This is a genomic window from Polaromonas vacuolata (assembly GCF_012584515.1).
In the GTDB taxonomy this organism is placed as follows: domain Bacteria; phylum Pseudomonadota; class Gammaproteobacteria; order Burkholderiales; family Burkholderiaceae_C; genus Polaromonas; species Polaromonas vacuolata.
In genome coordinates, this window is sequence record NZ_CP051461.1 from 3,160,953 (window position 1) to 3,183,966 (window position 23,014).

Below are 23,014 nucleotides of genomic sequence, written 5' to 3' on the forward strand. Positions count from 1 at the left end.
CGAATTGACGCAAGGCCTTACAAGAAACACCAACGTGCCGACAACTAGAGGGTATTAAACCTGAGTCAAACGGCCAACTCAAGCCGCTTCAGGCAGTAGTTTTTCAACACCATAGAGGCTAGACAGCTGACGTAACTGAGGCGGCAAACCGCGCACAGCAAATGTTTTACCCGCGTTCAGTGCCTCGCGCCGGCAGGCCAGTAACACAGCCAGCGCCGAGGAATCAAAAGTCTTTAGCGCGCCCGCGTCAGCCAGCACTTGAGCTGGCTGCTGCGCAACCAAGACAGTTAGGCCAGCAGCAAAGTCAGCCGCAGCGTTATGGGTGAGCAAGTCGGGCAGGATAAGCATGGCGGCGATAAGCGATTGTTTATTTGGCCGTATTGGTCTTATTGCGGGCAACCAAGGCAGCGATCAAGCCGTCTATGCCGTTGTTGCTGATCTCACGTGCAAACTGGGTGCGGTAGGTTGACACCAGCCAGACACCAAGCACATTGAGGTCATAAATTTTCCAGCCGGTTGGAGTTTTCTCCATGCGGTAGTCAAGTTGTACCGGGTCACCCCGGCCTAGCACTTCGGTACGCACGATCAGCTCAGAGTCGCCCGCGACAACACGCAAAGGTTTGACGTCAATACTCTGGTCTTTGACTTGCGACAGCGCGCCGGAATAAGTACGCACCAGCAGCGTCTTGAACTCTTGTTGCAAGCTCTTTTGTTGGGCGGGCGTAGCCTCACGCCAGCTGCGGCCTACGGCTGAAGCCGTCATACGTGTGAAGTCTACGCTGGGCATAACCTTGCTATCGACCAGCGCAATGATGCGGCTCATGTCACCGGCCTGAGCAGACTTGTCAGCCTTAACAGTTTCCAGCACGTCTGTGGAGAGACGTTTGATCAGGGCATCAGGCGCTTCGTCAGCGGCTCGTGCAAACGGAGCGCTAGCAAGTAATGCAATGCCTAACGAGAGGCTGACCAAGCGGCCTAGGGTTCTACGGTTCATACAAATCCTTTAAGTTAACGTGATGCTTGGTAGCGTTTAAAACTAGCGACCAAGCGTCTAATGTGCTGTGTCAGATCGCTGTTGGCAGCGCTTAGTTCGACTGATATGCGAGAGTTTCGCACTACCCAAGCAACTCAAGCTCTAGGCCTACAGCACTGCCAGTGGTATTTACTGCGCCGCAGGCGAAGTAGTGGCTGGTGCGGGTAAGTCAAAGCGCTCCTCGACGACTGGCTGCTCTCGGCCAATTAGGCTTTTGCGGCGTTGCAGGTAAATGTCGCGGGTGAAACTATATTTATCCAAGGCAGCTTGTTCCAGCGCATCGCCCGCATCGAGAAAACGGGAACGCAAATTCACCACACGAACCCCAGTCAGCGAATTGCGCAGCGCCACATCATTGAGGTTGCCGGCAACATCGCCTTGACTGTCGACGGCACGGCCAAAGGCATCACGAATCGTCGAGGGGCCTAAAAGAGGCAGCACCAGATAGGGACCCGAAGCCATGCCGTAATAGCCTAGCGTCATACCGAAGTCTGCGGAATGCTTGGGTATTTGCATCTCACTGGCCACGTCAAACAGCCCGCCAATACCCCAAAAGGTATTGACTGAGACCCGAAACAAGGTGTCCGTCGCTGCAACGCCTTTGGCTTGCAGCAAATTATTGACCAATGACCATATGTCATTGATATTGCCAAAAAAGTTTGTCACACCCTTACGCACCATGGTCGGTGTGACTTCGGTGTAAGCCACCGCCACTGGCTTAATAACGGCCTGATCAAGTCCATCATTGAACTTGAACACTGCGCGGTTAAAGGGCTCTAGCGGATCGATCTGGCGCACCGCCTCCGTGGATGTGGCGGGTGCTGTTGCACAGCCCTGCACTAAGACCAAAGCGAGGGCGAAGCTAGCGCCCGTGATGATTTTTTTAAAGGTGAGTCGTGTCGTCATTTTTTCTCTGCACTGGCTGATGGCGTGGTGGCCTCTGTCTTGTTGCCACTGTCTGCCGCTTTACTAAAAAGGAACTGGCTAATCAAAGTCTCAAGCACTAAGGCTGACTGGGTCTGAGTAATCACGTCGCCGGCGACGAGGGTCTTAGGATCAAAGCCGGCCTCAATGCCTACATACTGCTCACCGAGCAGGCCACTGGTGAGGATTTTGAGCGAACTGTCTTTGGGAAATGCGTAATGGCTATCCATGGACAGATTGACACTGGCCTGATAGCGCTTATCGTCAAAAGAAATACTTTCAACCCTGCCAACCACCACACCACCACTTTTAACAGCAGCACGCGGCTTAAGTGCACCTATATTGTCAAATCTGGCGCTGACCTGGTAGGCGCTGTTGAAATTGAGTGTGAGTAAGTTGGCCGACTTGAGCGCTAGAAACAAGATGGCCAAGCCACCGATGACGACGAACAGACCAACCCAAAGATCATTTTTGGAGCGTTGCATTTATTTTTTTTCTTTCAAATACTGAACATCAAGGCGGTGAGTAAAAAGTCCAGCGCCAGCACGGACAGCGAGGACACCACCACGGTACGGGTGGTGGCGCGCGACACGCCTTCTGGCGTGGGCTGAGCTTCAAAGCCCTGATACAGCGCCACAAAGGTCACGGTCAAGCCAAACACCATACTTTTGAGAACGCCGTTACCAACATCGCGCCAGACATCCACACCGGACTGCATCTGACTCCAAAACGAGCCCGGGTCAATACCAATCATCACCACACCGACTAGCCAGCCACCCAATATACCGACGGCGCTAAACACTGCAGCGAGCAGTGGCATGGCAATCAAGCCACCCCAAAACCGCGGTCCAAGCACACGCTGCACCGGGTCTACCGCCATCATCTCCATCGCCGAGAGTTGCTCACCAGCCTTCATCAAACCTATCTCTGCCGTCAGCGCAGTGCCAGCCCGGCCAGCAAACAACAGCGCGGTGATTACCGGGCCAAGTTCTCTGACTAAGCTAAGCGCTACCAGCAAGCCAAGTGCCGAAGATGAACCGTAACGCTGCAGCGTGTAATAGCCCTGCAGCCCGAGTACAAAACCAACAAACAATCCTGACACCGAGATGATGGCGAGCGAGTAGTTGCCCAAAAAGAAAATTTGATCGCGCACCAAGCTAAAGCGCTTGAGCGTTACAGCGCTAATGACCAGTAAGCGCATCAACAGGCGCATAGCATGGCCAAGACCGGCGAGCTGGCCACGCACAGAAAAGCCTAGGTTTGAAATCAAGCCGGCAACACCCGTGCTTGCGCGAGGCTCTTTCATGACTGGCCTTTACGAGTCAAATTCCCGAAATCATCTTCAACATCTGGCCCCGGGTAATGAAACTGCACCGGACCTTCCGCCAATGCGTTGACAAACTGGTGCACCATTGGATCTTTCGACTGACGAACTTCGTCGGGCGTGCCCTCTGCAGCAATGCCACCGTTGGCCAAAATAATGACCTTATCGGCAATTCGAAAAGTTTCCTCAAGATCATGCGACACCACAATACTGGTGATGCCTAGCGTGTCATTGAGCTCACGAATGAGTTTGGCGGCAGTGCCCAGTGAGATCGGATCTAAGCCGGCAAAGGGCTCGTCATACATGATGAGTTCGGGATCGAGTGAGATGGCTCGCGCGAGGGCGACCCGCCTAGCCATGCCGCCCGAAATCTCGCTAGGCATGAGGTCACGCGCACCACGTAAGCCAACCGCGTTGAGCTTCATAAGCACAATATCGCGTATCAAATCCTGGCTCAAGTGAGTGTGTTCACGCAGCGGGAAAGCCACATTATCAAAAACACTCAAATCAGTGAATAAAGCGCCAAACTGGAACAGCATGCCCATGCGGCGCCGGGCTGAATGTAGGCCGGCGGCATCCATCTTGCCGACATCTTTACCGTCAAAAAAAACCTGGCCACTGTTGGCCTTTTGTTGCCCGCCGATTAGGCGCAACACTGTCGTTTTACCGCCGCCCGAAGCACCCATTAATGCTGTGACCTTACCCTTTGGAATGCTCAAACTGACGCGGCTGAGAATCATACGGTCGCCCTTTGATGCAGGATACGAAAAACTCACATCCTTAAATTCAATCAGCGAAGAGGCAACGGGGTCATGCATGAGTGCAAAATTTTAGATAAGTAGGGAATTAGAAGTCTTTTAGCGGCTAGAAAAGTAGCGAGCTGGCAACTAGCCCAGACCAACAACAAGTAATCGAGGCTATAAAAAAAGGAGGTTATGAAAAGTGAAGGGCGTGTGGCCGGTGCAGCCGCAGAATATGCAGATGATAAAGGGCTTTATCTGCAACGCGAAAGCCAAGGCCTTTAGCGACAACGACAAAAGGCGCTGTCCTGCACGAAAGGCACTAAAAACTTGTTTATAGACCTGTATTTGTGACTTTGCCACCACACATGGCAAAACATTAACTAGTTGCATCCATCAACATTTGGCCGAACCCTGATGGATCCGGCCGTTACCGATTTTTAGCGTGGCAAGTCGCTAAAGCCCATCAGGAACTCATCGACTGCACGGGCGGATTGGCGGCCTTCACGAATCGCCCAAACCACCAGACTTTGGCCACGACGGATATCACCAGCGACAAAAACTTTAGCCACGTTAGTGGTGTAGCCGCCTATAAAGTCGGTGCTAGCTTTAGCGTTGCCGCGGCCATCTTTTTCAATTCCAAAAGACTCCAACACGGAAGCAACGGGTGAGACAAAACCCATGGCCAGCAACACCAAATCGGCCTTGAGAGTCTGCTCAGAACCCGCGACTTCAACCATCTTGCCGTCCACCCATTCCACTCGCACCGTGGTCAGGCCTGTGACTTTGCCTTTTTCACCCAGCAAAGCCTTGGTTGAGATCGCGAACTCGCGCTCGCAACCCTCTTGGTGTGACGAAGATGTGCGCAACTTGATCGGCCAGTAAGGCCAGGTCATAGGGCGATTTTCTTCGGCTGGTGGCTCTGGCATTAATTCAAACTGAGTCACGCTAGCCGCACCGTGGCGGTTGCTGGTGCCGACGCAATCCGAACCGGTGTCACCACCACCAATAACAATCACGTGCTTGCCTTCGGCACGTATCTGGCCTTTGACCTTGTCGCCCGCGTTGACCTTGTTTTGGGATGGCAAAAATTCCATCGCAAAATGCACGCCATCGAGGTCACGACCCGGCACCGGCAAGTCGCGCGATTGCTCCGCGCCACCGGTCAAAATCACAGCATCGAAATCTTTTTGCAATTGCTCTGGAGTAATAGTTTCCTTAGCCCAGTTGGTGACCTTGGAATCTTTCCCCAGCTTGCCAACCATCACGCCAGTGCGAAACACCACGCCTTCAGCTTGCATCTGCGTGACACGCCTATCGATATGGATTTTCTCCATCTTGAAGTCGGGTATGCCGTAACGCAGCAAGCCGCCCACACGGTCGTTTTTCTCGAACAATGTGACATCGTGGCCAACGCGTGCCAGCTGCTGTGCCGCGGCCATACCGGCTGGGCCGGAGCCGACTACCGCCACTTTTTTACCGGTCTTATGCTTGGGCAGCTCTGGTTGCACCCAGCCCTCGGCCCAGGCGCGGTCAATGATGGCGTGTTCAATCGATTTGATGCCCACCGGCAAATCGCTCACATTGAGTGTGCAAGCCGCTTCACATGGCGCAGGACAAATGCGGCCAGTGAACTCCGGGAAATTATTCGTGCTGTGCAGGGTTTGGATGGCACTTTTCCAATCAGCACGAAACACCATGTCGTTAAAGTCCGGAATCACATTGTTGACCGGGCAGCCGCTGTTACAAAACGGCGTGCCGCAATCCATGCAGCGCGCGGACTGCTGTTTAGCCTGTGTGTCGTCTAAGCCTATGACGAATTCTTTGTAGTTTTTTAAGCGCTCGGTGACGGGCTTATAGCCCTCCTCTACGCGCTCAAAATCCATGAAGCCGGTGATTTTTCCCATGATGCAATCCTATGCAATATCTTTAAATTAGCTGACTTAAGTCAGCCACTTATCTGGTCTTCGGTCTGTTCTTTTACTTCGCTGCTACCAGCGGCAGATTGACTGCCACTTGAGCAGACGTGGTCTCAGTTGCCGCATCTAGGCGGCGCTGCTTGCGCTCATTCAAGGCACGCTTGTATTCATTCGGGAATACCTTGACGAACTTAAGCCGGGACTCCGTCCAGTTATCGAGCAACTCGCGCGCGCGCTTGCTACCAGTCCAGCGATTGTGGTCTTGCAGCAGACGGCGAATAGTTGCCTCGTCGCTATCCTCAGCATGCCAGTCGGATTTGTCGTGGGTATGTTGCTCAGCCGTGGTCACCACTTTATCGAGTGACACCATGGTGGTGTTGCAGCGCTCAGCAAACTTACCGTCTTCGTCGTAGACATAAGCCACGCCGCCGCTCATGCCGGCGGCGAAGTTACGACCGGTTTTACCCAGCACCAGCACAGTGCCGCCCGTCATGTATTCACAGCCATGGTCACCCGTGCCTTCAACCACCGCCGAAGCACCCGAGAGACGCACCGCAAAACGCTCGCCAGCTACGCCGCTAAAAAAGGCTTCGCCAGTGGTGGCGCCATAAAGCACGGTATTACCAACGATTGTGTTGCGCACCGCGTCGCCGCGGAAATCAATACTTGGCCGAACAATAATGCGCCCGCCGGACAAACCTTTGCCGGTGTAGTCGTTGGCGTCGCCAATCAAATACAGCGTAATGCCTTTGGCAAGAAACGCACCGAAAGATTGGCCGCCCGTGCCTTCAAGCTGAATGCGCAGCGTGTCGTCCGGCAATCCTTGCGGATGACGGCGAGTCAGCTCGCCCGATAGCATGGCGCCTACGGTGCGGTTGACGTTGCGAGCGACTTCTATGAACTGAACTTTCTCGCCTTTTTCTAGCGCCGCTTTAGATTTTTCAATCAAGCGCACATCCAGCGCATTGCCCAGCGCGTGATCTTGCAGCATCACATGGCGGCGCGGCACGTCGGCCGGCACGATTGGCTGGTAAAACAAGCGTGTGAAGTCCAAGCCACTGGCCTTCCAGTGTGAGACTGCTTTTTGCGTCTCGAGCAAGTCAGCGCGGCCAATGAGTTCATCAAAGCTACGAACGCCTAACTGCGCCATGAGTTGGCGCGCTTCTTCGGCAACGAAGAAGAAATAGTTCACCACGTGCTCAGGCTTACCGCTGAACTTCTTACGCAGCACTGGGTCTTGCGTGGCGACGCCGACCGGGCAGGTGTTGAGATGGCATTTGCGCATCATGATGCAGCCTTCAACCACTAATGGTGCGGTGGCAAAGCCAAATTCATCAGCCCCTAGCAATGCGCCAATCACAACGTCACGACCGGTCTTCATCTGGCCATCGGCCTGAACACGGATGCGGCCACGCAAGCGGTTCAGCACCAAGGTTTGCTGAGTTTCGGCCAGACCGATTTCCCATGGCGAGCCCGCATGTTTGATGGACGACCAAGGTGACGCGCCTGTGCCGCCGTCATGACCGGCAATCACCACATGATCGGACTTGGCTTTGGCCACGCCCGCAGCGATAGTGCCAACGCCGGTCTCGCTCACTAGCTTGACGCTGATGCTGGCCGTTGGGTTCACATTCTTCAGATCGTGAATCAGCTGAGCCAAGTCTTCGATGGAGTAGATGTCGTGGTGCGGTGGCGGGGAGATCAAACCCACGCCCGGCACCGAGTAACGCAGCGCGCCGATGTAGTCGCTGACCTTGCCGCCGGGCAGTTGTCCGCCCTCGCCGGGTTTCGCGCCTTGGGCCATCTTGATCTGGATTTGATCTGCAGAAACCAAGTACTCAGCAGTCACACCAAAGCGGCCAGAAGCGACTTGTTTGATGCGCGAACGCAGTGAATCGCCGTCCATAAGCGGCATATCAACTTCAACCCGGCTTTCGCCGATGATGCTTTTGAGTGAGTCGCCCTGCTTAATCGGTATGCCCTTGAGCTCTTGGCGATAGCGTGCTGGATCTTCGCCGCCCTCACCGGTATTGCTCTTGCCGCCAATTCGGTTCATTGCCACAGCTAACGTAGCGTGCGCCTCGGTACTGATGGAGCCTAGCGACATAGCGCCAGTAGCAAAGCGTTTGACGATTTCTTTGGCCGACTCGACCTCGTCAATCGGGATTGCTTTAGACGGGTCTATCTTGAACTCAAACAAACCGCGCAGCGTCATATGACGACGATTTTGGTCGTTAATTAGCTGGGCATATTCTTTGTAGGTATTCCAGTTGTTAGCGCGTGTAGCGTGTTGCAGCTTGGCAATCGCGTCGGGCGACCACATGTGCTCTTCGCCCCGAACACGCCAAGCGTATTCACCGCCAGCGTCCAGCATATTGGCCAGTACTGGGTCTTCGCTAAAGGCTAGCTTATGCATACGCAAAGCCTCTTCAGCGATCTCAAATACGCCCATACCTTCGACTGCGCTGTTGGTACCGGTGAAAAATTTGGCCACCGTCTCGCGGTTCAAACCAATCGCTTCAAAGAGCTGCGCACCGCAGTAACTCATATAGGTCGACACGCCCATTTTGGACATGATTTTCGACAGCCCTTTGCCAACTGCTTTGATGTAGTTGTAAGTCGCTTTTTCGGTGCTCAGGTCGCCCGGCAAGCCGGCTGACAGCTCGGCTAATGTTTCCATTGCCAGGTAAGGGTGAACTGCTTCGGCGCCGTAGCCGGCGAGCACGGCGAAGTGGTGTACCTCTCGCGCAGAGCCGGTCTCGACCACTAAACCAGCGGTAGTGCGCAGACCTTCTTTAACCAAGTGCTGATGGATGGCGGACAGTGCCAGCAAAGCCGGAATCGCCACATGCTCTGCGCTCACACCGCGGTCACTGATGATGAGTATGTTTTTGCCATCTTTGATCGCATCGACGGACTCTGCACAGAGCGAAGCGAGTTTAGCTTCTACGCCCTCGCGACCCCATGACAGCGGATAGGTGATGTCCAAGGTGTAGCTTTTAAATTTACCTTGAGTATGAACATCGATATCGCGCAGCTTTTGCATGTCGGCCACGTCGAGCACGGGCTGGCTGACTTCCAGACGCATCGGTGGGTTGACTTGATTGATGTCTAGCAAATTCGGTTTAGGGCCTATAAAAGACACCAGAGACATCACGATGGATTCGCGAATCGGGTCAATCGGCGGGTTGGTAACCTGCGCAAACATCTGTTTAAAGTAGTTAAACAGCGATTTATTTTTATCAGACAACACGGCCAACGGGCTGTCGTTACCCATGGAGCCAGTGGCTTCTTCGCCGTTCACAGCCATAGGTGACATCAAGAATTTAATATCTTCTTGGGTATAGCCAAAGGCTTGCTGACGGTCTAGCAAAGACACGGCGGCGCTACGTGCTGCGCCCTGCACCGGGGCTGGAGGCGCAATCGCATCAACAGTCGTGGTCAGGTCAACCAAGCGAATACGCAGGTTTTCAATCCACTGTTTGTAAGGCTTGCTGTGCGCTAGCGTGGCTTTGATTTCGTCATCTTCGACGATACGGCCTTGTTCGAGGTCAAGCAAAAACATCTTGCCGGGCTGCAAACGCCATTTGCGCACAATCCGGTTTTCCGGAATGGGCAGCACACCCGACTCGGATGCCATGATGACCAAGTCGTCATCTGTGACGCAGTAACGCGAGGGGCGCAGGCCATTACGATCTAACGTAGCGCCAATCTGGCGGCCGTCGGTGAAGACGATGGAAGCGGGGCCATCCCATGGCTCCATCATGGCGGCGTGGTATTCGTAAAAAGCGCGGCGGCGCTCGTCCATGTTGGCGTGCTGCTCCCAAGGTTCTGGGATCATCATCATCACAGCTTGGCTGATCGGGTAACCGGCCATGGTGAGTAACTCAAGGCAGTTGTCAAAAGTGGCGGTATCCGACTGGTCAGCAAAGCTAATCGGGTAAAGCTTTTGCAGGTCAGCGCCCAGCACGGGTGAACTCATCACGCCTTCGCGGGCTTTCATCCAGTTGTAATTGCCCTTGACGGTGTTGATTTCGCCGTTGTGCGCTACATAGCGGTAAGGGTGGGCCAGCGGCCACTCGGGGAAGGTATTGGTTGAAAAGCGCTGGTGCACCAAGGCTAAGGCGGACACACAGCGGCTGTCGCTCAAGTCCAAAAAGTAAGTACCGACCTGATTCGCCAGCAGCAAACCCTTGTAGACCACGGTGCGGCTAGACATGCTGGGGACGTAATATTCTTTGCTGTGCGTGAGCAGCAGGCTTTGCACCGCAGCGCTGGCGGTTTTGCGGATGATGTAGAGCTTGCGCTCAAGTGCATCTTGCACGATCACATCGTTGCCGCGGCCAATGAAAATTTGGCGAAGAATAGGTTCTTTTTCGCGCACTGTGGGTGACATAGGCATGTCGCGGTCGACAGGCACATCGCGCCAACCCAGCAGCACTTGACCTTCGGCTCTCACGGCTCGCTCTAAAGCCTGCTCGCAGGCTAAACGCGAAGCGTACTCTTTTGGCAAAAACACCATGCCAACGCCGTACTCGCCGGGATGGGGCAAAGTCACACCTTGCTTGGCCATGTCTTCCCGGTACAACGCGTCGGGCAACTGAATCAAAATACCAGCGCCATCGCCCATGAGTTTGTCGGCGCCGACCGCGCCACGGTGATCGAGATTTTCAAGAATCTTCAAACCCTGCTCGACTATCGCGTGGGACTTGGTGCCCTTGATATGCGCTACAAAACCGACGCCACAAGCATCATGCTCGTTAGACGCCGAATACATGCCGTGTTCTTGACTATGCTTGATTTCCGCAGCCGTGGTCATGGCGCACTCCTGATCGTTAAGGGGTTTCACAAAATATCGCTAATCCATCAAGCATAGTGCACAGTTACAACAATACCTAAAGAATTAATTGGGGTCAGACTCCAATTGGTTAATTAAAGCGTTTTTACGCTAATTAATTGGGGACATATTTAAATATGGTATTTAAAATTAATTGAATCATGGTCTCACGCTTTTTCACTCTGGCTTAACCTTACTAAAAGGACGCCCTGCAGCGGATTTTTGTACACGGCGAGGGGTATTTTTTTGCAGCTCAGCCACAAAATTTTCACCCCCTAAGGCCCAACCATTGAGTGCGGACTCGGTCAGCGCAAGTTGCTGATGAGAATTCACACCGATGCGCACCCGTTCGGCGTAAGCCGCTTCACGTGCAAAAGGGGTGTTACCCAGAGTCCAGATCAAGGAATGGGGCGTGACCAACTTGTCGCTGTGCAAACCCGCATAGTGGCCGTAACTAGACCAAGCGTAATCTTGAGCTTGAGCGACCTTGCCGGCGCGTACCGGGTTAAGGTCTAAATACGCCATGCACAGCAGCAGATATTGATCTGCCTCTATCAAGGTGGAGCGATAACGGCCTTCCCACAAAGAGCCGCTGCGGCTATGCAAATCGTTGAAGTAGCGCACATAGCTGCGGCCCACGGCCTGCATTAGTCGAGAAATACCGTTCTCACTGTCTGGCGTAGCGAGCAAATGGAAATGGTTTTCCATCAACACATAAGCGTGCACCGCCACATCAAACTTTTTAGCGTTCTCGAACAGCAAACTAAGCAAATATTGATAATCTGCAGCGGATGCAAAAATAGCCTGGCGGTTGTTGCCACGCTGAATCAGGTGATGAGGGTAACCGGGCAGTGTCAGTCGAGGTAGGCGGGCCATTGTGGATACTTTTAAAAATCAAATATCGATACGCGCAATGAGCAACAAACCCGATTAGCTTTTCAAACGCGCATGCTCTCGGGTCGCGAAACGGTCTGTCATGCCGGCGATGTAATCAGCCACTACACGCTCGGGCTTGGCGTCTGGCTTAAAGCTATTGTCCATGCCATCGAATCTGTCGATGTGGGCTTGCGGCATCTGCGCTGGGTCCGACATATAGACTGCGAACAGCTCGCGCACCATCACTTGAGCTGCCTCGGTGGTTTGCACGACCTGCGGATGGCGATAGAGATTACGAAACAAAAATCGCTTAAGTTCGGCGGACTGCAAAGCCATGTCTGACGTAAAACTAATCAGCGGTCCGTGCTGGCGCACCGCTTCGACGCTACTAGGTGCGGCCAGCGCCAAAGCTTGGCCACTGGCTTGCATCACGTCATAAACCTGAGCGCTAAGCATGAGCCGAATAGTCTCAAACAGCAGTCGCCTGCCCTTGAGCGTTGGATGACTACTCAGTGCCTGCTGACAAAAATGATGAAACAAGGGCACTTCTTGGAGCTGATCGAGTGTGAGCAGTCCAGAGCGCACACCGTCGTCAATATCATGTGCGTTGTAGGCGATTTCATCGGCCAGATTGGCGAGTTGGGCTTCGAGACACGGTTGCTGCCAGCGGCCTGGACCGCTGTCGATAAAACGCCTAGCAACGCCGCCGGGCTCACGCGCCTCAATATGTCTGGCATTGCGCGCCGAGCAGTGTTTGAGTATGCCCTCGCGAGTCTCGTAGCTCAGGTTAAGGCCATCAAACAAGGGATAGCGCTCCTCCAGCGAGTCGACTACGCGCAAGCTTTGCAGATTATGTTCAAAACCTGAGCTGTCTGGACTGTGCGCCTTTAAACAAGCGTTCAGCGCATCTTGGCCGGCGTGTCCGAAGGGCGTATGCCCCAGATCGTGTGCCAGCGCAACAGCTTCAACCAAATCTTCATTTAAGCCCAAAGTACGCGCAATTGATCGACCTAACTGAGCGACTTCAAGCGAATGTGTCAGTCGGGTGCGAAATAAATCGCCCTCATGGTTTAAAAAAACCTGCGTCTTATAAACCAGCCGACGAAAAGCTGTGGAGTGAACGATGCGGTCTTTGTCCCGCTGAAAATCAGAACGCGTGGGTGCCGCCACTTCAGCAATCCGCCGTCCGCGTGAATTAGCCGCATCGCAGGCGTAGGCTTGCAGGCTCATAAAACTTCTTTTAAACGGCCCTGGGCAGCCAAAGCGCAACCAGCAACACAAGCAATCTCAGCCATCAAGCGCAGCAAGCGTCGATAACTGAACGCACCATAGCCTCTGGCACGGCACGCATCACGGCGCTGCCGGGCTTATCAATCAGTACAAAGCGGATCTCACCCGCCTCGGCTTTTTTATCCACCTGCATCAGCTCTAGATAACGGCCAGCGTTATCTACTGGGTCAAGTACTGGGCCACGCACCGGCAAACCGGCCCGCTCGCTCAAGCGAGTAATACGCTCGACCAAGGCCATGTCAATCAGACCCAGACGCTCGGAGAGATGGGCTGCCATGACCATGCCGCAGCCAACGCCCTCTCCATGCAACCATTCACCGTAGCCGAGGCCGGACTCTATGGCGTGGCCAAAGGTATGGCCAAAATTTAAAATGGCGCGTAGGCCAGATTCGCGTTCGTCTTGACCCACAACCCAGGCTTTGATCTCACAACTACGACGTATCGCGTGAGCCAGTGCCGCGGCATCGCCGGCCAGCAGAGCATCAAGATTGGTCTCTATCCAAGCGAAAAACTCCATGTCAGCTATGGGGCCGTACTTAATAATTTCCGCCAGCCCAGCACTCAATTCGCGGGGCGGCAAAGTCTTGAGAACATCAAGATCACACAGCACCCGCAGCGGCTGATAAAAAGCGCCAATCATGTTTTTGCCAAGAGGGTGATTAATCGCAGTCTTGCCGCCTACGGATGAGTCGACCTGAGCTAGCAAGGTGGTTGGAACTTGCACAAAAGGCACGCCACGCATATAGCTGGCAGCAGCAAAACCAGTCATATCGCCCACCACGCCACCGCCTAGGGCGAACAACACCGTCTTACGGTCGCAGGCGTTTTCCAAGAGCACATCAAAAATCAACTGCAAAGTCTGCCAGTTTTTATACACTTCACCGTCAGGCAGTGTGACCAACAAGATCTTTGGAAAATGGGGTTTTAGTGCTGCTTGCAGCTGGGCTGCATACAGCGGCGCGACTGTGGTGTTAGAGACGATAAGCGCGCAACTAGCTTGCGGCAGACCTTGGTAGCTGGCCGGGTCACCCAAAATACCGCGGGATATGTGAATGGCATAGCTGCGCTCGGCCAAATTAATGTGTACCTGCGATTGCGCAGTCAGAGTGTTTGCTTGCATGGTTAGCAAGTGTAGAGGCTTTGCAATGGCCAGTTTAGGCCACCGGGTAGATGCCTGAGAGCTCTAACTGCATGCTAATCATGTTGACCAGCGTGGCAACCGAGGGCCGGCCGGTTTGTATGACGAAATGTGCCGTCTCAATATAGAGCGGATCACGGATTTCAAAAAGCTCGCGCAAGCGCTTTAGCGGATCCGCGACTTGCAGCAGGGGGCGACTCAAATCATTTTTGAGACGACGAAACAGCTCATCTGGCGAGGAACTCAGATAAACCACTCGGCTACGCTCTCGCAGATGCAATCGATTCTGCAATCTGAGCACTGAGCCGCCGCCAGTCGCCAGAACAACAGGCGGGCCTAAAGTCAGTTGATCCAACACGGATTGTTCGACATCCCGAAAACTTAGCTCACCTTCGCGTTCGAAATAGTCGCGTATGGTGCAGCCTAGTTGCTGCTCTATCACTTGGTCAGAGTCCACAAAAGAAAGACCTAAACGCCTAGCGAGTTGACGCCCGACAGTTGACTTTCCAGAGCCGGGAAGACCTATAAGACTGATCAAAAAAACCTGCCTGGCTCAATAAATGTCTGCATTCGGATAGTTGAATATATTTAAGTTGCATGGATCAGCGACTTGTCGATTTTTCGGCAATTACTTTGGGTGTGATGAACACTAAAAGCTCTGTTTTACGGGTGTTACGGGATTTACTTTTAAATAAAAGTCCGACACCCGGTAAATCACCCAGAAATGGTACCTTGGTTTCGTTGTCGCTTTCTTCTAAAGTAAAAATACCGCCAATCACAACCGTACCGCCGTTTTCTACCAAGACATTGGTCTTGATATGTTTGGTGTCAATGGCCACACCTGCTGCGGTAGTCTCACCACGACTGTCTTTGTTGATATCCAAATCCAAAATAATGCCGCCTTCAGGGGTTATTTGCGGCGTGACCTCTAGCTTCAAATTAGCTTTACGAAAAGCAACCGATGTAGCACCACTTGAAGTTGCCTGCTGGTAGGGGAACTCAGTACCCTGCTCAATTAAAGCCTTGGTCTGGTCGGCAGTAACTATGCGTGGGCTAGAGACCAACTTGCCTTTACCGTCGGCCTCTAACGCCGACAGCTCAAGATTAAGGAAACGCGCAGCGGATGAGCTGAACAGTGAAATCGCAAAAGTTGCAGGGTTGTAGCCGCCCACGCCCAAAGCAGGCAAATTAACGAAGTTGGTGTTGATGTTATCCAGCGCAGTGCTAGTTCTCTCACCAGTGGTATTGGTCAAAGCACTGTAGCTGCCGCCGACGGCAACACGGTTACCGCTGCCAAGCAAACCCCCAGCACCTGTACCCGGGCCACTAGCGCCCAGACGCACACCAAGTGAGCGACCAAAGGTGTCAGAGGCCTCAACAATGCGCGCCTCTATTAAAACTTGGCGTACCGCCACATCGACTTTGGCAATGAGTTGCTGAACCTGCTCCAGCTTGGTGGCTATGTCGCTAACAAACAGCTGATTGGTACGTGGCTCAGAAATTACACTGCCGCGCGTACTCAAAATACGACTTGCACCAGCGGCCCCACTAGCAGTGATCTGGCTGGCAACATCGGCTGCTTTTGCATAGTTAAGCTGGAAAGATTGCGTGCGCAAAGGCTCCAACCCTTGCAGCGCAACTCGAGACTCCAGTTCGAGCTTTTCCTTATTGGCAAGCTCATCCTTAGGTGCAATTAGCAAGACGTTGCCTGTTTGGCGTCGCCCCAGCCCCTTGGCCTGCAAAATAATATCAAGAGCCTGATCCCAGGGTACGTCTTGCAAACGCAAAGTGACCGAACCGGTGACCGTATCAGAGGTCACGATATTAAACTTTGTAAAGTCAGCGATAACAGCCAACAAGGAACGAATTTCGATATTTTGAAAATTCAGCGAGAGCTTCTCGCCGTTGTAACCAATACCTTGCGTCAGCTTATTCGGATCGATTTTTTGCGTTCGTACTTCGACCACAAACTGGTTATCACTTTGGTAAGCACTGTGTTCCCAATTACCGCTGGGCTCTATGACTATACGAACTTTGTCACCCGACTGCGAGGCCGTAACTAGCTGTATTGGTGTGCCGAAGTCGGACACATCCAGCCGCCTGCGCAAGCCTTCAGGCAGCGAAGTTTTCAAAAATTCCACTACCAAGATTTTACCCTGCTGCCTTATATCAACACCAACCTGATTGTTGGCTAGATCAACCACTACGCGACCCGCGCCATCGATACCGCGTCTGAAATCGAGGTCCTTTAGCGGCAGCGTTTCACGATTACTATTTTCCGCAAAGACGGGCGTAGCAACAGCTGTAGGCGCTACCGCAATCAGAGTATCAATAGTGATAATTAAAGACTTGCCTTGTATCTCAGTGCGGTACGCTGCAGGTGACTTCAAATTAAGCACCAACCGACTTCTATTACCCACCTGAATCACATTAGCCGTTCGCAAGTTACCCAAACTTAACTCCAATACCGAACGACCTATAGCATTGGCCACACCCGGGAAGTCCAGCGCAATACGCGCCGGAGATTGAATACTAAAACCAGTCGGCAAGGCAGTGAGCGGTTGATCCAGATTAACGCGCAGAACTTCTACACCAGCCTGTATTGAAGCGTCAATAGATAGTATGGTGTTGCTCGTTTGTGCTTGCGCGCTCGAGACGAACAAAGTGAAAAAAATTGCAGATAAAACGGCGGCCCATGAGGGTAGGTCCGCCAAAATTCGCTTGCAGCGCCACTGCGCAACCAACACCAACTGACTGACCTTTTTAATCATTTTGATCCCTCTTGAAGCTGTAATGACGCGGCACGCTCAATCCACTCGCCTGCGGCGTCTTGCACTATCTCTCGCAAGGCCAAGCTGGTCTCAGACACCTTGGTCACGCGGCCAAAATTCTGACCTAAATAATTACCCTGCTTTACTTGGTAAAGTAAGTTATCAACCCGCACCAACGCAACCGGCTGGCCGACCTTAATCAGGCTGCCCACCATAACCACTGCGTCCAAGGGAAAGGATTCAAGTGGCTCCTTGCGCCTAGACAGCTCAGGCGCGATCAGCGCAGCATTGGCAATGGTTTGATTCGCATCACGCTTAAGGGCTTGGGCTAACTTTTGTTTGCTAAAAGGCTCGAGCAAACTGTCCGAGGTGTATGCCTGTGGTAAAAACTTTGTCGGCTCTGGCAAGACTTCTACCTTGGCCTTGTTTTGACTGCGCTGCTCAGCCATCCAGACCTGCAAGGCCTCATCACGAGATGCGCCACAGGCCGTCATAGCCAGCAAAATCAGGCCCGCAGCGACGGTAAATAGAGGTCTAGACAGGCTCATTTTTTATCTCCTGGACCTGCATTTTTACGCTGCTGAATAATTTCTTCTTGGTCGAGATAGCGATAGGTTTTAGCCGTGGCGTCCATGGTCAAACTTCCATCTTGACCTGGCAATAGATTCAAACTATTGAGTGTGACAATGCGCGATAAGTTGGCGATATCAGAAGCAAACGCGCCCAAATCATGGTAGCGGCCAGTAACGCGTAATGCGATAGGCAGCTCTGCGTAATATTCTTTTACGCTGACCTGACCGGGCCTAAACAGCTCGAACTGCAAACTTCTGCCTAATCCGGCCTGATTGATATCGGACAGCAAGGCATCCATTTCCGCCTTACTAGGCAACTGCTTTTCCAACTGAATCACATACTGCTTTACCTGTTCGCGTTGTTTTTTCAGCGCCTCAAGATTGGCCGCTTTACCCAGTTTCTTTTTAAAGTCCTCGCGCAAGACTGATTCCCTGGTACTTTCTTGAGTTAACTCATCCGCAGCATCGCTGAGCCAAAAAAACCATAATCCAGTGACGACTAAAACCATCAGAGCCAGACACAGCAAATAGCGCGGAAAAGCCGGCCAAGCAGCGGGATTAGTTGAATCTAGCCCGCGAAACTGGCCTAAGAGCGCGCCTTGCAGGCTCGCAAAATCTATAGTTAGTTTGTTATTTTTTACCATGCTCAGTTCTGATTTAAGGCTTTGTAGTCGCAGCGCCAGTCTGTGCAGCGGGAGCACCCGCATTAACCGGTGCAGTGGTTTGGTCACTGGATTTTTTCAAAGCGACCCGCATGGAGAAATTCGAAACTCGACGTTGCTCACGCGCATTCAAACTTATCGAAGAAGAAGTAATTTCTATCAACTCTGGTCGCGTCAACCAAAGGCTGTTGTTAGCCAAATTGCGGAGTAACTCTGAGACCCGCTCGTTGGACTGCGCTACGCCAGTCAAGGTAACAGTCTGATTTTCTTGGCGCATGCTATTGATATAGACACCATCTGGTAATTGCTTGACCAGTTCAGTGAGCAGGTAAACCGGCAAATTACGATTGCCCTGCAAGTCTTCAACGGCTGTCTGCCGTGCACGTAAAGCGGCGATTTCCTGCTGCAATCCAGCAATGTCTTTGATCTCACTTTCAAGCTTGGCAATCGCATTTTTCAAGTACGTATTTCTTGTCTGCTGGGCATAGATTTGGGACTGATATCCCGAATAAACAACGCCACAAACCAGACCACCAAGAAGCACAGAAATACCCAGTGATAAATAAAAAAACTCACGCCTACGTTTTCGTGCAAGCTCGCGATGGGGCAACAAGTTAACGAGAATCACTGTAAAAACCTCCGCATCGCAAGGCCGCAAGAGGTCAGATAAGAAGCCGCCTCGCGGCGCATTTTCTTGTCTTTGACATTGTTACCAATAGTCATGCCGTCAAAAGGATCAGCCGTGAGGCAGGCAAAGGCGGTTTGCAGGGTCACTGCGGCGGTTAATCCGGGCAGCGCTGAAGAGCCGCCAGCGAGCATCACATAGTCAATATTATTGTGCGGCGTGCTGGTAAAAAAGAATTGCAGCGCACGACTAATTTCCTGCGCCAGCGTATCGACGAAAGGCTTTAATACGCTGGTACTGTAGTCCTCAGGCAGCTCTCCACTGCGTTTTTTGATTTCCGCCTCTTCGGGCGAAAACCCATATTGCCGCACTATGAGTTGCGTCAGCTGGGCGCCGCCAAAGGCTTGATCACGCTCATAAAGAACATCGCCGTTTTTAATCACCTGCATGCTAGTGGTTAGCGCGCCGATTTCAAACAACGCGACTAAAGTATCTCGACCACCGTCAGAAAAACCCTCTATTAAACGCGCCGTTGCTAAGCGAGAGGCATAAGATTCAACGTCAATCACGACTGGTTTGAGGCCAGCAGCTTCTGCCAATCCTTGCCGATCCTGCACTTTTTCCTTACGCGAGGCTGCAATCAACACCTCAACATCCCCGACCGACATGGCGCTTGGGCCAAGCACGCAGAAATCTAGACTGACCTCGTCAAGTGAAAACGGTATGTACTGATTGGCTTCGGACTCCACCTGAATTTCAAGCTCAGCCTCGCTAAGACCGCCAGGCAGTATGATTTTTTTGGTAATGACCGCTGAGGCCGGCAAGGCCATAGCGACATGCTTGGTGTGGGTACCGCTTTTTTTGACTACCCGGCGTACGGCTTCGGCAACCTCATCAAAATTTTCGACGTTACCATCTGTTATCCAGCCACGCTCTAAAGGCTCAATGGCGCAATGCTCGAGTGTGAGTTTGCCGGATTTATCCCGACTCAGCTCAACCAGCTTGACACTTGATGAGCTGATATCAAGACCGAGTAAAGCCGGCTCTTGGCGTTTAAATAAGGACCCTAATGCGATCAAGACCGTCCCCAAATCATGGCTAATAAGTAGCCTTGCTTGCTTAAGAAATCACTTTAATACTATCAGCAAGACCATTACAGAGTTAGTCTTTTTTCTGTCCAAATTGTTAAGTTTGTCGTCAAAACAAGACATTTTCCGTCTCCTATTTATACATAAATAGTTATTTTGTTTGCTTTATTTATTTTAAATTTGTTTACTAAAGTCCGAAAAATGATGGAAAAAGACACGGACTGCGCGCAACTGTGTCCGCGCTGAAATGCCTGCTTACCAAGCCGTCGAGACAACTCGGCACAGTTTTTTATAATTGACCTAGCGTTCTCCAGTTAAATTACATCTATGTCTTCTAAATCACCTCCTACTGCACCGCCCGAAAAGCCAAAAAAAATCACACCCGCGAATAAATCCCCCGCACTGCGCATGCTTGCCAAGCTATTTTTGTGGGGCGCAGGCTTGAGCGCAGCCGCCATGCTGAGCGGACTCATGGTGCTAGCAATGGCATTGGCGGTGGCCTACCCTAACTTACCGGACATTTCTGAGTTGTCGGACTATCGGCCCAAGCTGCCGATGCGGGTTTTTTCGGCAGACGGTGTGGTGATAGGTGAATTTGGCGAGGAAAGGCGGCGGTTCACTCCCATCAAAGAAATACCGCAAGTCATGAAAGATGCGGTGTTAGCGATCGAAGACGCGCGATTTTTCCAACACGGGGGGGTTGACTACCTGGGCGTGATACGCGCAGGACTTGCCAACTTTGGGCATGCCAAAAGCCAAGGTGCATCAACCATCACCATGCAAGTTGCGCGCAACGTTTACCTATCAAGCGAGAAAAGCTACACCCGCAAAATTTACGAAATATTGCTGACCTTCAAACTCGAACACCTTTTGAGTAAGAATCAAATTCTCGAGATCTACCTGAATCAGATTTATCTGGGCAATCGGGCCTACGGTTTTGCGGCCGCTAGCGAGACCTATTTCGGCAAGCCCTTGCAGAGCTTGTCTATTGCAGAAGCGGCCATGTTGGCAGGTCTGCCCAAAGCACCCTCAACCTACAACCCTATCGCCAATTACAAGCGCGCACGGATACGCCAGCTCTACATCATCGAGCGCATGCAGGAAAATGGTTTCATCACAGCCGAGCAAGCCGTGGCAGCAAAAGCTCAAGAAATTATTGTCAAAAGCGGGCCTGATGAAGGCCGCGTGCATGCAGAATACGTCGCTGAGATGGTGCGGCAAATGGTCTACAACCAGTACGGCGACCAAACCTACACGCGCGGCTTGAACGTCTACACAACGCTAAATGCAGGTGATCAAACCATGGCTTATAAAGCCTTGCGTAAGGGAATCATGGGTTACGAGCGGCGTCAGATTTATCGTGGCCCCGAAAAATTCATAGATATTTCTGCCGATCCACAGGAAGCCGAGGACGATATCGACGAGGCATTGAACGAGAACCGTGACAACGGTGATGTGGTGTCAGCCGTCGTACTAGAAGCCTCCCCCAAGCGCATATTGGCGATGCGGCGTAACAGCGAGAGCATTGAAATTACTGGCGAAGGACTCAAACCGGCGCAGTCCGGTTTGGCAGAAACGGCCGCGCCAAACATTAAAATTCGTCGTGGTGCACTGATACGCGCAGCAAAAACACCCGAAGGCAAATGGGAAATAACCCAGTTACCCGAAGTTGAAGGTGCTTTCGTAGCGATGGACCCGCGCAGCGGTGCGATACGCGCGCTAGTTGGTGGCTTTGATTTCGAGAAAAATAAGTTTAACCACGTCACCCAAGCCTGGCGCCAGCCCGGTTCGAGCTTCAAACCTTTTATATACTCCGCAGCACTGGAAAAAGGTTTCACGCCAGCGACAGTGATTAACGATGCACCGCTGTTTTTCGACGCTAGCGTAACCGGTGGTCAGCCTTGGGAGCCGAAGAATTACGACGGCAAGTTTGATGGCCCAATGAGCATGCGTAATGCGTTGAAAAAATCCAAGAATATGGTCTCCATACGCATACTGCAGGCCATAGGCGCGCCCTACGGTCAGCAGTGGGCCACGCACTTCGGCTTTGAGGCTGCAAAACATCCGGCATATCTGACCATGGCCTTAGGCGCAGGCTCAGTTAACCCAATGCAAATGGTCTCGGCCTATTCGGTGTTTGCCAATGGTGGCTACCGAGTCAACCCCTATCTTGTTACCCGCATTACGGACCAAAAAGGCAAGGTCTTGCTAGAGACCTCAGCCCCAGCGCTAGACGAGACCGTTCGCGGTATTCCCGCGCGCAACGCCTATGTGATGTCCAGCATGCTGCAAGACGTGGCGCGCGCGGGCACAGCAGCCAAAGCGCAAGCCATCCTTAAGCGAACCGACATCTATGGCAAGACCGGTACGACAAACGACGCGATTGACACTTGGTTTGTCGGCTTCCAGCCAAACTTGGCCGCAGCTGTTTGGATGGGTTACGACACGCCGAAAAATTTGGGCGACCACGAAACCGGTGGCGGCCTAAGCTTGCCAATCTGGATTGACTTCATGGCTTATGCGCTAAAAGGCGTACCTGTCACCGAGTTACCAGTTCCCGAAGGTCTTCTCAACGTGAGCAACGAATGGTATTACGACGAATACGCCAAAGGTTCTAGTGTGAGCAGCTTAGGAATGACGGGTAATGGCGGCGCAACACCAGCAGCATCGGGTACAGCCTCAGGGGCGGTGCCGATCACGATACTGCCGCCGGCGGATGAGAAAAAGCGGATTCTGGACTTATTTAAGAATTAAGCGTTTAACCAGCAGCAAGGCGCCAAGTCAAGCACTAAAAACCAGTGGTTGGCCGGCTTGCACACTGGCGTAGCGGGACAGATCAGCGAAAAATTCTAAATGGGTTTTGGTATCGAGCCACTGAGTGCCAGAAAATTTATAGTGAAAACCGCCAGCCCTAGCTGCCATCCAAATTTCCTGCAGTGGCTTTTGCAGGTTAATGATGATTTGGCTGCCGTTAGCAAAGCTCAGTGTGATCATGCCGCCAGTGCGCTGATTGTCGAGGTCGACATCAGACTCATCGTTGATGCGGTCGCAGGCTAATTCAACGGCTTTAAGGGCCGCTTCCGCATGGTCAATATATTCAAGCTCGTTCATTACAATCCCGTTATGGTTTTTTCAATACAAATTTTAGGCTGTCAGCCGTCAGCCCCTCTCCGCCAAGGGCTTGTTGCTCTGGCGAGTCTGATCGGATTGTGCAG

The 23,014-nt window shown here is 52.5% G+C and carries 19 protein-coding genes; 1 reads left to right on the forward strand and 18 read right to left on the reverse strand.

The features are described from left to right. Nucleotides 1–78 precede the first annotated feature (78 nt). The 17 genes from HC248_RS14410 to HC248_RS14490 form a co-directional block, all read right to left on the reverse strand. A complete protein-coding gene (locus HC248_RS14410) occupies nucleotides 79–348 on the reverse strand; it encodes an STAS domain-containing protein (protein ID WP_168923080.1) in 270 nt (89 codons plus the stop codon). A 19-nt stretch (nucleotides 349–367) separates the two neighbouring features. After that, nucleotides 368–994, reverse strand: coding sequence for an MlaC/ttg2D family ABC transporter substrate-binding protein (locus tag HC248_RS14415; RefSeq protein ID WP_168923081.1), 627 nt, complete (start codon nucleotides 992–994; stop codon nucleotides 368–370). A gap of 168 nt (nucleotides 995–1,162) precedes the next feature. After that, entirely contained in the window at nucleotides 1,163–1,939 is a 777-nt protein-coding gene (locus HC248_RS14420; protein ID WP_168923082.1) for an MlaA family lipoprotein, read from the reverse strand. After that, a complete protein-coding gene (gene mlaD / locus HC248_RS14425) occupies nucleotides 1,936–2,442 on the reverse strand; it encodes an outer membrane lipid asymmetry maintenance protein MlaD (protein ID WP_168923083.1) in 507 nt (168 codons plus the stop codon). The genes HC248_RS14420 and mlaD overlap by 4 nt, the downstream gene beginning before the upstream one ends. Nucleotides 2,443–2,456: 14 nt before the next feature. After that, nucleotides 2,457–3,263: a lipid asymmetry maintenance ABC transporter permease subunit MlaE gene (gene mlaE, locus HC248_RS14430; protein WP_168923084.1), complete on the reverse strand. Its 807-nt coding sequence runs from the start codon at nucleotides 3,261–3,263 to the stop codon at nucleotides 2,457–2,459. Next, entirely contained in the window at nucleotides 3,260–4,099 is an 840-nt protein-coding gene (locus HC248_RS14435; protein WP_168923085.1) for an ABC transporter ATP-binding protein, read from the reverse strand. The genes mlaE and HC248_RS14435 overlap by 4 nt, the downstream gene beginning before the upstream one ends. Before the next feature lie 362 nt (nucleotides 4,100–4,461). Continuing rightward, nucleotides 4,462–5,928 (reverse strand): glutamate synthase subunit beta, encoded by a 1,467-nt coding sequence (locus HC248_RS14440; RefSeq protein ID WP_168923086.1) that lies wholly within the window; start codon nucleotides 5,926–5,928, stop codon nucleotides 4,462–4,464. Nucleotides 5,929–6,001: 73 nt separating this feature from the next. Continuing rightward, complete coding sequence (locus HC248_RS14445; RefSeq protein ID WP_168923087.1) at nucleotides 6,002–10,759, reverse strand: glutamate synthase-related protein; 4,758 nt, start codon at nucleotides 10,757–10,759, stop codon at nucleotides 6,002–6,004. 195 nt (nucleotides 10,760–10,954) lie between these two features. Continuing rightward, nucleotides 10,955–11,653, reverse strand: coding sequence for a transposase (locus HC248_RS14450; RefSeq protein WP_168923088.1), 699 nt, complete (start codon nucleotides 11,651–11,653; stop codon nucleotides 10,955–10,957). Nucleotides 11,654–11,707: 54 nt separating this feature from the next. Continuing rightward, complete coding sequence (locus HC248_RS14455; protein WP_168923089.1) at nucleotides 11,708–12,883, reverse strand: deoxyguanosinetriphosphate triphosphohydrolase; 1,176 nt, start codon at nucleotides 12,881–12,883, stop codon at nucleotides 11,708–11,710. A gap of 64 nt (nucleotides 12,884–12,947) precedes the next feature. After that, nucleotides 12,948–14,063 (reverse strand): 3-dehydroquinate synthase, encoded by a 1,116-nt coding sequence (gene aroB, locus HC248_RS14460; protein ID WP_168923090.1) that lies wholly within the window; start codon nucleotides 14,061–14,063, stop codon nucleotides 12,948–12,950. Between the two features lie 34 nt (nucleotides 14,064–14,097). After that, the gene (locus HC248_RS14465) at nucleotides 14,098–14,619 is read right to left on the reverse strand and encodes a shikimate kinase (protein WP_238342644.1); all 522 of its coding nucleotides are present in this window, start codon (nucleotides 14,617–14,619) and stop codon (nucleotides 14,098–14,100) included. A 64-nt stretch (nucleotides 14,620–14,683) separates the two neighbouring features. Further along, nucleotides 14,684–16,852 carry a type IV pilus secretin PilQ gene (locus HC248_RS14470; RefSeq protein ID WP_168923091.1) on the reverse strand — a complete coding sequence of 723 codons (2,169 nt, stop codon included), beginning with the start codon at nucleotides 16,850–16,852 and terminating at the stop codon, nucleotides 14,684–14,686. Further along, nucleotides 16,849–17,400, reverse strand: a complete 552-nt coding sequence (locus HC248_RS14475; protein WP_168923092.1) for a pilus assembly protein PilP — start codon at nucleotides 17,398–17,400, stop codon at nucleotides 16,849–16,851. Before HC248_RS14475 ends, HC248_RS14470 begins: the two co-directional genes overlap by 4 nt. After that, a complete protein-coding gene (locus HC248_RS14480; protein WP_168923874.1) occupies nucleotides 17,397–18,068 on the reverse strand; it encodes a type IV pilus inner membrane component PilO in 672 nt (223 codons plus the stop codon). The genes HC248_RS14475 and HC248_RS14480 overlap by 4 nt, the downstream gene beginning before the upstream one ends. Nucleotides 18,069–18,081: 13 nt before the next feature. After that, nucleotides 18,082–18,714, reverse strand: a complete 633-nt coding sequence (locus tag HC248_RS14485) for a PilN domain-containing protein (RefSeq protein WP_168923093.1) — start codon at nucleotides 18,712–18,714, stop codon at nucleotides 18,082–18,084. Continuing rightward, nucleotides 18,711–19,790 (reverse strand): pilus assembly protein PilM, encoded by a 1,080-nt coding sequence (locus HC248_RS14490; protein WP_168923094.1) that lies wholly within the window; start codon nucleotides 19,788–19,790, stop codon nucleotides 18,711–18,713. The genes HC248_RS14485 and HC248_RS14490 overlap by 4 nt, the downstream gene beginning before the upstream one ends. Nucleotides 19,791–20,126: 336 nt before the next feature. Here HC248_RS14490 and HC248_RS14495 point away from each other — a divergent pair, with 336 nt between their 5' ends. After that, nucleotides 20,127–22,553 carry a penicillin-binding protein 1A gene (locus HC248_RS14495; RefSeq protein WP_168923095.1) on the forward strand — a complete coding sequence of 809 codons (2,427 nt, stop codon included), beginning with the start codon at nucleotides 20,127–20,129 and terminating at the stop codon, nucleotides 22,551–22,553. 27 nt (nucleotides 22,554–22,580) lie between these two features. Here HC248_RS14495 and cyaY read toward each other — a convergent pair whose 3' ends face one another. After that, the gene (cyaY, locus tag HC248_RS14500; RefSeq protein WP_168923096.1) at nucleotides 22,581–22,910 is read right to left on the reverse strand and encodes an iron donor protein CyaY; all 330 of its coding nucleotides are present in this window, start codon (nucleotides 22,908–22,910) and stop codon (nucleotides 22,581–22,583) included. Nucleotides 22,911–23,014: the final 104 nt, after the last annotated feature.